Annotated in this window: 10 protein-coding genes; 5 read left to right on the top strand and 5 right to left on the bottom strand. The window is 72.7% G+C overall.

The genetic code is table 11. From position 1 onward, the window contains the following. Positions 1-52: 52 nt before the first annotated feature. The 3 genes from ABZT12_RS14485 to ABZT12_RS14475 are packed head-to-tail and all read left to right on the top strand — an operon-like array spanning position 53 to position 3,092. The gene (locus ABZT12_RS14485; RefSeq protein ID WP_356382743.1) at positions 53-850 is read left to right on the top strand and encodes a lysophospholipid acyltransferase family protein; all 798 of its coding nucleotides are present in this window, start codon (positions 53-55) and stop codon (positions 848-850) included. Continuing rightward, positions 847-1,857, top strand: coding sequence for an NAD(P)H-dependent glycerol-3-phosphate dehydrogenase (locus tag ABZT12_RS14480; RefSeq protein ID WP_356382740.1), 1,011 nt, complete (start codon positions 847-849; stop codon positions 1,855-1,857). Before ABZT12_RS14485 ends, ABZT12_RS14480 begins: the two co-directional genes overlap by 4 nt. A 59-nt stretch (positions 1,858-1,916) precedes the next feature. Continuing rightward, a complete protein-coding gene (locus ABZT12_RS14475; RefSeq protein ID WP_356382737.1) occupies positions 1,917-3,092 on the top strand; it encodes a D-alanine--D-alanine ligase family protein in 1,176 nt (391 codons plus the stop codon). Here the strand turns inward: ABZT12_RS14475 and ABZT12_RS14470 are convergent, their stop codons facing one another. Further along, positions 3,093-3,584, bottom strand: coding sequence for a DUF3515 domain-containing protein (locus tag ABZT12_RS14470; RefSeq protein ID WP_356382734.1), 492 nt, complete (start codon positions 3,582-3,584; stop codon positions 3,093-3,095). Positions 3,585-3,604: 20 nt separating this feature from the next. Then, positions 3,605-3,838, bottom strand: a complete 234-nt coding sequence (locus ABZT12_RS14465) for an Lrp/AsnC ligand binding domain-containing protein (RefSeq protein WP_356382732.1) — start codon at positions 3,836-3,838, stop codon at positions 3,605-3,607. A gap of 203 nt (positions 3,839-4,041) precedes the next feature. Here ABZT12_RS14465 and ABZT12_RS14460 point away from each other — a divergent pair, with 203 nt between their 5' ends. Continuing rightward, on the top strand, positions 4,042-5,007 hold the full coding sequence (locus tag ABZT12_RS14460) for a thiamine-phosphate kinase (RefSeq protein WP_356382729.1): 966 nt from the start codon (positions 4,042-4,044) through the stop codon (positions 5,005-5,007). A gap of 143 nt (positions 5,008-5,150) precedes the next feature. On the opposite strand, the gene rpmB is transcribed toward ABZT12_RS14460, so the two are convergent. Then, positions 5,151-5,336, bottom strand: coding sequence for a 50S ribosomal protein L28 (gene rpmB / locus ABZT12_RS14455; protein WP_037625034.1), 186 nt, complete (start codon positions 5,334-5,336; stop codon positions 5,151-5,153). A 260-nt stretch (positions 5,337-5,596) separates the two neighbouring features. On the opposite strand from rpmB, the gene ABZT12_RS14450 reads away from it, so the two are divergent. Further along, positions 5,597-7,297: a DAK2 domain-containing protein gene (locus tag ABZT12_RS14450; RefSeq protein WP_356382726.1), complete on the top strand. Its 1,701-nt coding sequence runs from the start codon at positions 5,597-5,599 to the stop codon at positions 7,295-7,297. Positions 7,298-7,307: 10 nt separating this feature from the next. Here ABZT12_RS14450 and ABZT12_RS14445 read toward each other — a convergent pair whose 3' ends face one another. Both ABZT12_RS14445 and ABZT12_RS14440 read right to left on the bottom strand, forming a co-directional pair. Continuing rightward, a complete protein-coding gene (locus tag ABZT12_RS14445) occupies positions 7,308-10,235 on the bottom strand; it encodes a tetratricopeptide repeat protein (RefSeq protein WP_356382723.1) in 2,928 nt (975 codons plus the stop codon). Next, a complete protein-coding gene (locus tag ABZT12_RS14440) occupies positions 10,235-12,070 on the bottom strand; it encodes an HSP90 family protein (protein WP_356382720.1) in 1,836 nt (611 codons plus the stop codon). Before ABZT12_RS14440 ends, ABZT12_RS14445 begins: the two co-directional genes overlap by 1 nt. Positions 12,071-12,076: the final 6 nt, after the last annotated feature.

Raw genomic sequence — 12,076 nt, 5'->3', positions numbered from 1 at the left:
GCGGCCTGGGGCGACACTTGGGCGGCTCCAGGTCCAAGAGGAAGGTGTTCGCGTGCCCCGCCGCAGAATCGGCTTCTGGTACCGCTTCGCGGCGGTCCTCTGCAAACCGCCGTTGCTGGTTCTGATCAAGCGGGACTGGCGGGGAATGGAGCACATTCCGGCCGAGGGCGGGTTTATCACGGCGGTGAACCACAATTCACACGTGGATCCCCTGGCATACGGGCACTTCCAGTACAACACCGGGCGGGTTCCCCGATTTCTGGCGAAGAGCAGCCTTTTCCGTTCGGGATTCGTCGGCGCCGCGATGCGCGGCACCGGACAGATCCCGGTCTACCGCGAGACCACGGACGCGCTCAGCGCCTTCCGCGCCGCGATCGGGGCCGTGGAGCGCGGCGAGTGCGTCGCGTTCTACCCGGAGGGCACCATCACCCGGGACCCGGACCAGTGGCCCATGACCGCCAAGACCGGCGCCGCGCGCGTGGCCCTGGAGACCAAGTGCCCGGTGATCCCCGTCGCCCAGTGGGGCGCCAACGAACTGCTGCCGCCCTACGCCAGGAAGCTGCACGTCCTCCCGCGCAAGACCAGCCAGGTGCTGGCCGGCCCGCCGGTGGACCTCTCGCCTTTCTACGGGCGGGAGATGACCCCGGAGCTCCTCAAGGAGGCCACCGAGGTCATCATGGCCGCCATCACCCGCCTGCTGGAGGAGATCCGCGGCGAGAAGGCCCCCGACACCCCGTACGATCCGCGCCTGGAGCGGATCGAGCAGCGGCAGCGAACGGCCGCGCAGACACGGCAGTTGGAGCCGGGCGCCGAGCAGGAACAGGAACAGGAAGAGGAGCAGGGCACGTGAGCAAGCCGGTCAAGGCGGCGGTCTTCAGCGCCGGTTCGTGGGGCACGGCCTTCGGGATGGTGCTCGCCGACGCGGGGTGCGAGGTCACCCTGTGGGCGCGCCGTCCGGAGGTGGCCCAGGCCATCAACTCCGGCCGGACGAACCCCGATTACTTCCCCGGCGTCGAACTGCCGGAGAATCTGCGGGCCACCACCGATCCCGCCGAGGCCGCGGCCGACGCCGACTTCACGGTCCTGTCGGTCCCCTCCCAGACCCTGCGCGCCAACCTCGCCGTCTGGGCCCCGCTGCTCGCGCCGCACACCGTCCTCGTCTCCCTGATGAAGGGCGTCGAACTCGGCTCCACCATGCGGATGAGCGAGGTGATCGAGGACGTCGCCAAGGTCGGCGCCGACCGCGTCGCCGTGGTCACCGGGCCCAACCTCGCGCGGGAGATCGCCGCCCGGATGCCGGCCGCCGCCGTGGTCGCCTGCACCGACGAGGTGATCGCCCAGCGGCTCCAGGCCGCCTGCCACACGCCGTACTTCAGGCCGTACACCAACACCGACGTCGTCGGCTGCGAACTCGGCGGCGCCGTGAAGAACGTGATCGGGCTCGCCGTCGGCATCGCCGACGGCATGGGGCTCGGCGACAACGCCAAGGGCTCGCTCATCACCCGCGGCCTCGCCGAGACGACCCGGCTCGGCCTCGCGATGGGCGCCGACCCGCTGACCTTCTCCGGACTCGCCGGGCTGGGCGATCTGGTGGCGACCTGTTCCTCGCCCCTGTCGCGCAACCACACCTTCGGCACCAACCTCGGCAAGGGCATGACCCTCCAGGAGACCATCGCGGTCAGCCGGCAGACCGCCGAGGGCGTCAAGTCCTGTGAGTCCGTGCTCGATCTGGCCCGTGGCCACGGTGTCGACATGCCGATCACCGAGACGGTCGTCGGCATCGTGCACGAGGGCAAGCCCCCGGTGGTCGCCCTCAAGGAGCTGATGTCGCGCAGCGCGAAGCCCGAACGACGCTGAGCAACGCCCGTCCGCGGACGCTGCGACACGGCACTACCACCGGGTACGCTCAACGCGATATGAGCACCGAGAACCTCTCCCAGAGCCCCGAACAGCCGCCACGCAAGCCGCGTGTGGCCGTCGTGTTCGGCGGTCGCAGCTCCGAACACGGGATCTCCGTGGTCACCGCCGGCGCCGTCCTGCGAGCCATCGACCGGACCAAGTACGACGTCCTGCCGATCGGCATCACCCGCGACGGCCGCTGGGCGCTCACCGCCGACGAACCGGACCGCATGGCGATCACCGAGCGCCGTACGCCGAGCGTCGACGAGCTCGCCGAGTCGAGCGAGGGCGTCGTGGTGCTCCCCGTCGACCCCGCCAACCGCGAAGTCGTCTACAGCGAACCGGGATCGGTCCCCAAGGCCCTCGGCGAGGTCGACGTCGTCTTCCCCGTCCTGCACGGTCCCTACGGCGAGGACGGCACCCTTCAGGGGCTGCTGGAACTGTCCGGAGTGCCGTACGTGGGCGCGGGCGTGCTCGCCTCGGCCGTCGGCCAGGACAAGGAGTACATGAAGCGGGTGTTCACCTCGTTCGGTCTCAACGTGGGCCCGTACCTGGTGATCCGGCCGCGCGAGTGGCAGGGGTCCGCGCCGGACGGGGACGCCGGCGCCGCCGTCCGCGGGAAGATCGTCGACTTCGCGGGCGAGCACGGCTGGCCGCTGTTCGTGAAGCCCGCGCGCGCGGGTTCCTCGATCGGCATCACCAAGGTCGACGGCCTGGCCGGCCTCGACGAGGCGATCGCCGAGGCCCGGCTGCACGACCCCAAGATCATCGTGGAGGCCGCGCTGCGCGGGCGCGAGATCGAGTGCGGGGTGCTGGAGTTCGAGGACGGCCCGCGGGCGAGCGTGCCCGCCGAGATCCCGCCGCCCGAGGCGCACGCGTACTACGACTTCGAGGCGAAGTACATCGACTCGACACCGGGCCTGGTGCCCGCCCCGCTGACGCCGGAGGAGACCGCCGAGGTCCAGCGGCTCGCGGTCGACGCCTTCGAGGCGGCGTCCTGCGAGGGGCTCGTGCGCGCGGACTTCTTCCTCACCGAGGAAGGGGAGTTCGTCATCAACGAGATCAACACGATGCCCGGCTTCACGCCGATCTCCATGTATCCCCAGATGTGGCAGGCCACCGGCGTCCCGTACCCGGAACTGGTGGACCGCCTGATCGAGGCGGCGCTGCGCCGGCCCACCGGGCTGCGCTGATCAGAAGGCGATCCCCGCCGGGATCGCCTTCTTCACGGCGGGCGCCAGATCCACCAGCGGCGCCACCCCGTCCCCGGTACGGCTCTTGGGTATCGCCACCTCCACATACGCCTCGCGCAGCGTGGTGGTGAACCGGAAGGAGCCGTCGTCCCGTTTCTCCAGCAGCCAGCCGACCCCGTTCACGTCGACTCCGTCGGCCTCGGGGTCGGTCATCTTCGCGGGTCTGACGACACCGCAGCGCAGTATGATCGCCGGGTCCCCCCAGCCCGCGGTCAGTGTCGACGCGGGCTCGGGATCCCGGCGGCCCAGGCCGTCGACCCTGGACGGCAGCACCTTGTCCAGGTCACGGCAGAGCCCGGCCACCTTCGCGCCCGGCGAGGGAACCGCCGCCGACGCGCTGTCGTCTGCTGAGGAGCAGCCCGCGACCGTGACCAGCAGAGCCAGCACGGTCAGACCGATCGAAGTGCGGTGCCGGCGGCGGAAAGAGTTCACCGGCCAAGGGTAGACGGGGGCTACAGATGCACCACCGGGCAGGTCAGGGTGCGGGTGATCCCGTCCACTTGCTGGACTTTGGCGACCACCATGCGGCCGAGATCGTCGACCGTGTCGGCCTGGGCGCGCACGATCACGTCGTACGGTCCCGTCACGTCCTCGGCCTGGATCACTCCGAAGATCTTGCTGATCGTCTCGGCGACGGTCGACGCCTTGCCGACCTCCGTCTGGATCAGGATGTACGCCTGTACCACGGAACCTCCAGGGCGGCCACGAGGATCATGTGGGGAAAAGGAACGCCACGGTATCGCGTCGCCGCTCGCCGCGGGGAGACCTGTGAGGGACCGGGCTCGCGCGCCAGGGTGCGGGCACCGCAGAAGTTGACGGTCACCTCGACCGTACCGACCACGCCGACGGCTCGCGACCGGGCGCCGTCGGCAGGAGAAGAGGACGAACGATGAAGGGCACCGTCGGTGAGTTGGGGGAGTTCGGGCTCATCAAGGAGCTCACTTCCCGGCTCACCACCACCCCCGCGGTCCGGGTCGGCCCCGGCGACGACGCCGCGGTGGTCGCCGCGCCCGACCGCAGAGTCGTGGCGAGCACCGACATCCTGCTGGAGGGGCGCCACTTCCGCCGTGACTGGTCCACCGCGTACGACGTGGGACGCAAGGCCGCCGCGCAGAACCTCGCGGACATCGCCGCGATGGGTGCCGTACCGACGGCGCTGCTGCTCGGTCTGGTCGTGCCCGCCGAACTCCCGGTCACCTGGCCGGCCGAGATGATGGACGGGCTGCGCGACGAATGCCAGGTCGCGGGCGCCTCGGTGGTCGGCGGCGATGTCGTACGGGGCGACCTGATCATGGTGTCGATCACCGCGCTCGGCGACCTGCGCGGCCACGAGCCGGTGACCCGGGGCGGCGCGCGGCCCGGTGACGTCATCGCGGTGACCGGCTGGCTGGGCTGGTCGGCGGCCGGCTACGCGGTGCTGTCCCGTGGTTTCCGCTCGCCGCGCGCCTTCGTGGAGGCGCACCGGCGCCCCGAGCCGCCGTACCACGCGGGACCGGCGGCGGCGGCGCTCGGCGCGACCGCGATGTGCGACGTCAGCGATGGACTCATCGCCGACCTGGGGCACATCGCGGAGGCGAGCAAGGTACGGATCGACATCCGTTCCGGCGCGATCGACATCCCGACCCAGATGAACGACATCGGGCAGGCGGTCGGCGTCGACCCCATGCAGTGGGTGCTCACCGGGGGAGAGGACCACGCCATCGTGGCGACCTTCCCGCCGGAGGTGAAGCTGCCCGCCCGCTGGCGGGTGATCGGGGAGGTGCTCAACCCGTCGGCGCTGCCGCAGGTGACGGTGGACGGCGCGCCGTGGACCAGCAAGGGGGGCTGGGACCACTTCGGGGACATCGAGTCCTAGTCACGCCTACGACAAGGGGGGCGGGTGTTCCGGTGGAACGCCCGCCTGACGCGGTCCCGGCCGCGCACAGCAGAAAGCCGGCCCACACGAGGTGGACCGGCTCAATGCAGCGAACCAGCTGTGGCCGCGCGCTTAGCTAGGCGTCAGCGCGTGACCTTGCCGGCCTTGATGCACGAGGTGCAAGCGTTGACGCGCTTCGGCGTCCCGCCGACCACGGTACGAACGCGCTGGATGTTCGGGTTCCAGCGACGCGGCGTACGGCGGTGCGAGTGCGAGATGTTGTTGCCGAAGCCCGGCCCCTTGCCGCAGACGTCGCAGTTGGCAGCCACGGGTCACTCCAAAGACTTCAGATGCACAGATGCACTTACGGATGATCCCGGCATGCCGGGATCGAGATCTAGGATCTGAAGTGGCACTGCCAGGGGGGAAGAGGCCCGATCGGGATCGGGCAACCGGAGCAGCATACAACGACCGCGCCAGTACAACGAAACTACCATGCCTGGTCGAGGCCCCGCGCCCAGCCCTGATCCAGCCGGTACCGCCCCGGGGTCTACGCTGCGTCCCAGTCCAGCAGCTCAGGGAGGGGCGGGTGCCGCAGGTGCCGCAGACTTGCTTCGACGCTCTCGCGGTGCGTACCTGGTGCGGACTCGCGCTGGAGGCGCTGGGGCGGGCGCGCGAGGAGATCGACGCGATCAACGTCTACCCGGTCGCCGACGGGGACACCGGCACCAACCTGTACCTGACCGTGGAGTCCGCCGTCACGGCGGTCGAGGCGGTCTTCGCCGGGCACGGCACCCTGACCGCGGAGCGGCCGCAACTGGCCGACGCGGCCCGGGCGATGGCGCACGGCGCCCTGATCGGCGCCCGCGGCAACTCCGGGACCATCCTCGCGCAGCTGCTGCGGGGCATGGCCCAGGTGCTCGCCGCCGACGGTGAGACCGCTCACACCGACGGGGACGGCCTGCGACGGGCCCTGCGGCACGCGGCCGACTCCGCCCGCCGGGCCGTGGCCCACCCGGTCGAGGGCACCGTCCTCTCCGTCGCCTCGGCCGCCGCCGACGCGGCCGACGGCACCGGCGGCGACTGCGCAACGGTCGCGCGGGCCGCCTACGAGGGGGCGTGCGCGGCGCTGGCCGCGACCCCGGGCCAACTGGCCGTCCTGGAGCGGGCCGGCGTGGTCGACGCCGGCGGCCGGGGGCTGGTGGCGGTCCTGGCGGCGCTGGTGCAGACGTTCACCGGCGAGAACCCCGCCTTCGTCCCGCACGCGCGCGTGGACACCGGGCGACCGGGAGCCGACCCGGCCGCGTCCGCGGAGGAAGCGATCACCGTCGGCCGCGAGGACGGCGCCGCGGACCACCGCGAGAGCGCCCCCGCCTTCGAGGTGATCTACCTCCTGGAGGCCGACGACACGGCCGTCACCCGGCTGCGGAACCGGCTGGACGCCCTGGGCGACTCCCTCGTCGTGGTCGGCGGCGACGGACTGTGGAACGTCCATGTGCACGTGGACGACGCGGGCGCCGCCGTCGAGGCGGGCGTCGAGGCGGGACGGCCGCACCGCATCCGGATCACCCACTTCGGACTCGGCGACGTCCACACCACCGGCGCCGAACGTCCGCCCCGGGAGCGCGCCCAGCGCGCGGTCGTCGCCGTCGTACCGGGCGAGGGCCTGGCCGGTCTCTACGGCGAGGCCGGCGCGACCACCGTGCTCGCGCGCCCCGGGGAGCCGCCCGCCAGCGGGGAACTCGTCCAGGCCGTCCGGCGGGCCCACGCGCGCGAGGTCGTGCTGCTGCCCAACGACCCCGACCTGCGCCACACCGCGGCCGCCGCGGCCGAGCAGGCCCGCGCGGAGGGCATCCGGGTGGCTCTCATCCCGACCCGCTCGGCGGTCCAGGGCATCGCCGCGCTCGCCGTGCACCAGCCCGAGCGCCGCTTCGACGAGGACGTCGTCGCGATGACCTCGGCTGCGGGCGCCACCCGCCACGCCGAGGTGGAGATCGCCGAGCGCCAGTCCTGGACCATGGCCGGCATCTGCCAGGCCGGTGACATCCTGGGCCTCGTCGACGGCGATGTGGCGGTCATCGGGGCCGACGTCACGGCGACGGCCCGGTCCGTGCTCGACCGCATGCTGTCGGCCGGCGGCGAACTCGTCACGCTGGTTCTCGGCGACGAGACCCCCGAAAACGTCGCCGGCCACCTGGAAGCGCATGTCCGGGAGACCTATCTGGCGGTCGACACGGTGGTGTACCGGGGCGGCCGGCAAGGCGCCCTGCTGCTCATCGGCGTCGAATAGCCGGGCCCATTTACGGGGCCTGTTCCCGCTCCTCCTTGAGCTGGAGCAATTGTTCCGCCTCGGCTCGGCGGGCGGCCACGGTCTCGTCGTCCGGGCCGGCGTTCTCGTACGCCCGGAGCACCACGCGCGCGCGTGCCGCCGCCGCGTCGGGACGGCTGAGGTCCGCCTCCAGCCAGCCGGCGGCGAGTTCGGCACCGGTGCGGTGGTGGAGGGCGGCCTCGCCGAGGAGCGCGAACACGGCGGCGGCGCGGGCCGTTTGAGCCAGGGCCTCCTCGAACGCCCCCTGGATCGCCGCGTCTTGCGCTTCCTCGGTCACCGACCGCGCCAACAGCTCACCGAACTGCCGGTGTGTGTCGCCGAGTTCGCCGGTCAACCGCTCCCGGGTCTCCTCGTCACCGGCCGCGGCCAGTGCCGCCTCGCACTCGCCGATCGCGCCGGCCATCAACTCCCTTGCGCCCGCCACTCCTTCATCGCCGCGCAGCGCGAGCCAGGCGCGGGCGCGCAGCGCGCGGATCAGCCCGTGCACGTTGCCGACGGTCCGCCACAGCTCGCCGGCGCGCGCGTACGCCCGGTCCGCCTCGGCGGGCAGCCCGGCGTGGCCGAGGGACTCGGCGGCGAGATGGGCGAGCGTCGCGTGGTCGTGCTGCTCGGGCCAGTGCCGGGCGATCTCGGCGGCCTGCATCCGGCGTTCGGCGGACGCCCGGTGTTCTCCCAGCTCGCTCAGGCAGTCGCCCACCCACCACAGCGTCTGGACGACCGCGCCCTCGCCGTGCGTCTCGGCGGTCAGGTCGGGCAGCGCCGACTCGAGGACCTCGGCGGCCTCCGCCCAACGCCCCTGCCGCAGCAGGAACCCGCCGAGCTGATGCCGCGCCCAGGCGCCCAACGTCGGCCCGGCACCTGCCTCGTCGGCCCAGTGCGCGGCCTCCAGGGCGTGCTCCGCGGCCTCCTCGGCCCGGTCGAGACCCCCGACCACCTCGGCGAGCTGGAGATGCAGCTGGGCCCGCCCCGGCGCCTCCAGATACGGCCCGCCGTGCTCCAAGGCCGCCCGCAGCGCCCGCTCCGCCTCCGCCATGTCGCCCAGGTGGTGGGCGAGTCCGGCCAGCCGTGCCTCGTACTCCACCGCGAGCCACGGCAGGCCCACGGCCGCGTACATGGCCGACGCCTTCGCCAACAGCTCGGCCGCCGCCCCGGCGTCCCCGCCCTGCGCCGCCAGCTCGCCCAGCATCGCCTGCGCCTCGGCACCCCGTGCCGCCAGCCGGACATCGTCCCCGGTGTGCCCCTCGACCAGCGCCGACACCTCCCGTACGGCGGACCCGGCGTCGGCGAGGACCCCGTCGTCGCCCTCGGCCTCCTGCACCCGGCGCATCAGGATGCGCGCCCGGCTCATCAGCACGGCGGCCGTCTGCCGTATCCCCGTGCCGCCGTCGGCGTACAGGGCGAGGACCGCGTCGTAGGGTCCGGCCACGGCCGCGAGGGCCTCGTCCACCTCGCCGCCGAGCGCGCGCACGTAGGCGGCACGCGCGCGTGCCGCCAGCGCCTCGCCGGGATCGCCCGCCTCCGCGTACAGTTCGGCGGCGCGCTCGAACAGGGGGACACCCTCCGGGCCGAGGCCCATCGCCCGGTGGTCGGCGATCTCGGCACGGTCGCGGGCGGCGAGTTCGGCACCCTCGGCGGCCCGGGCGACCGCCTCCCACGCCTCCACGGCGTGCGGACGCAGGGCGTCCGACAGCCGCCGCGCCGCGGCGAGCAGGGCGTCCAGATCGGTCGGATCGGTCACGGGGGACGCCTCCGGCACGGCCGTCGGCACCGCCGGGGAAGGCGGCCGGACCGAGCGGACGCCCAGGGGCAGCCGTTCGGCCAGGGGGCGCCGGTCCATCCGCGCGCGGGCCCGGTCGCCGACGTACGGCGTGCCGTTGCGCTCGTCGAAGAGGGCGGCCAGCCGGAGGGTCTCCACGCGCGCGTGCCCGGCGAGTTCGCGCGCCGTCCACTCCCGTCCGGCCGGACCGGGCACCCGGGTCTCGCCGAGCCCCCGTTCGGTCAGCCGGTCCATCAGCAGCGCCACCACGGAGAGGAAGTCCAGCCCGCTGCGCGGATTACCGGAGTCCGTGAAGTACGCCGGCCGCTCCGCGAGCAGTTCGAGACCGCGCGCCTCGTTGCCGCTCAGGGCGCAGAACTCCACATGGTCCGCGTACGCGCCCCGCATGCTCTCCATCGGCCGTACGAGGCGGAAGCCGCGCAGGTGGTGGGCGCGCGCCTCGTCGGGACGGCCCAGGCGCAACAGCGGGAGCAGGGAGGACGCGAGAACGGTGTGCGGTTCGTGCGCGCACGTGAACTCGCCCTCCAGGACCGGCCGCCACAGCTCCAGCGCCTCCTCGTCCCGGTCCCGCTGCGCCTGCCACGCCCCCTGCGCCTGCAGCTCGCAGGCGTGACAGTCGGCCATGGCGTCCCGGTCGGCGGCCAGCCAGGCCGTGTACGCGCGCTCGGCCCGCGCCAGGTCCCCGACGTGCGCCGCCACGCTGAACTCGGCGCCGCGCACCGCCCGTTCGGAGTGGCCGGCCAGCCGGTAGCGGTGCTCCATCTCGCCGAGCCACTTCTCGATGGACGCCAGCGGCACGTGCGGCTGGCCGAGCATCCCCGCCGACATCCACTTGAAGACCCAGTGCAGCGTGTGGATCTCGTACTCGTCGAAGTCCTCGGGCCGTTCGTCCCACATGCGCAGCAGCCGCGCGAAGGGGACGAACATCTTGTCCTTCTCGGAGCTGTAGTTGTAGACCTTCAGCTGGTGCCCGAGCGCCTCGATCACCGCGAGCGGGACGTTCAGCTTCTCCGCCTCGGCGAGCAGCAGTTCGGCGCGCGCGTTGCGGGCCGGCCCCTCCGGCTCCTCGGAGTTCTCCGCCATCGCCCGGCGCAGCGCGTCGAGGTCCGTGATCCCCGTCATCAGTGGTCTTTCTCCCCGTGTGTGGCCCATTCCAGGAGGCCGATGAACGCTCGGTTCAGCAACGCCGAGTCGGCGGGCCGCAGTGGGCGCTGAGCCATCAACAGCGCCTGTCCGTACAGCGATTCGGTCGCTGTCCCGATCAGTTCCGGGTCGCCCAGTGAACCGATGCGCCGGACCAGCGGATTGAGATGGTTGAGCACGAGACGCGCGCGGGGGGCGCTGCCGCGCAGCGAGCCGAGAATGCCGGCCCACAGGTCGTCTGCCCGCTCCTCGGCCTCCGCGCGGGCCTGTTCGTGCCGGGCGGCCCGGTCGTCCAGGTGCAGCGCGGGCACCGACAGCGGATGGAAGGCCCGCAGGACGACATCGCAGCCCAGCGGTTCCAGCTTGGCCCGCGCGGCCACCAGGAAGCCCGTCAGGGCGAGTTCCTCCGCCGGGTCGACCGCGTCCAGGTGCGCGGTCACGGTGTCCGCGTCGAGTTCCGCGACCACCGTCCCCGGCCGCACCGAGGGCAGCGCCTCGACCAGCTCACTGTCGTACGTGTAGCCGCCGTTGACCACTCCGACGCCCTGGGCGGACGCGATCGGCGCGACCTGCCGGTACTCCTCGACGGTCCGCGTGAAGTGCACCACCGGGTGCCGCTGCGCGAACTCCTCCAGGGAGAGCCGTCCGTCGGTCGTCTCGAACGGCAGCCACGGCAGCATCGTGCGCAGCATCTCCCGGTCGTGCCGCGCGAGGGACTTCACCCCCAGGTGGTGCACGGCCAGGAACGCCGACAGCCGCTCCGGATCACCGGCCGCGAGCCCGGTCAGCCACGAGCGAATCCTTTCGCCGAGCGCCTCCCGTACGGCGGCCAGCGTCTCGTCCTCGTACAGCGACTCGCGCGAGGCCGTCGGCCGCAGACTGTCCGTGTCCAGGACGCAGCGCACGAAGAACGCCCAGTCGGGCAGCAGCTGTTCGGCCCGCTCGGTCAGCAGCATGCCCTTGAGGTGCACCCGGTGACCCGCGCGCTGCGCCGGACTCACCGCCGACGGCAGCACGTACGCCACGCCCCGGATCCCGGCGAGCGGCACGGAGAGCTCGACCGAGTCGAGCGGAGTGAAACCGAACAGCTCATGGCAGTGCCGTGCCAGCGCCACCCGCCGGGCCGAGGGACTCGGGTACGGCCGGTCCCAGGGCGCCGGCAGATCGGTGACCGCCTCGTCGCCCACGCGCACGTCGTAGGGCAGCAGCGACCCGAAGTCCCGTGCCAGCGCCCGGACCCGCTCCGGGGAGAGCCACTCGGCCGCTCCGGCGCGCGCCACCAGGTGCACGGTGGTGCCCGGTTCGGGGTGCTCGGCGTCGGGCAGCGTCCGTACGGTGTACGAGCCGTCGTCGGCCGCCGTCCACTCCACGGGCGGCGCCCCGGGCGTACGGGCGCTGCGGCTGACCACCCGGATCCGCTCGGCGACGACGAAGCAGGCGAGCAGTCCGATGCCGAACTGCCCGAGGAAGTCGGAGCGGACCTCCTGGAGCCCGTCGGCACGCTTGGAGCTGCGGCCGATCGTCGCCAGCAGCTGGTGCACATCGGTCTCGGTGAGCCCCACCCCGGAGTCCTCGACGCGCAGGGCACCCCCTTCCGCGTACAGCCGTACGCGGGCCGGGGCGTCGGGCTGCTCGGCCCGCCGGGCGGTGATGGCGTCCACCGCGTTCTGCAGCAGTTCCCGCAGATACACCTTGGGACTTGAGTAGAGGTGATGGGAGAGCAGGTCCACCAGACCGCGCAGGTCGACCTGGAACGTATGGGGTGACTGAGGCGGCTGGGGTGACTGGGATGGCTGTGAGGTCTGGGAGTCCATCGTCGC

This window comes from Streptomyces sp. NPDC005423 (assembly GCF_040606415.1).
Classification (GTDB): Bacteria; Actinomycetota; Actinomycetes; order Streptomycetales; family Streptomycetaceae; genus Streptomyces.
The sequence above is the reverse complement of the archived record's forward strand: the minus strand, read 5'-3'. Positions and strand labels throughout refer to the sequence as shown.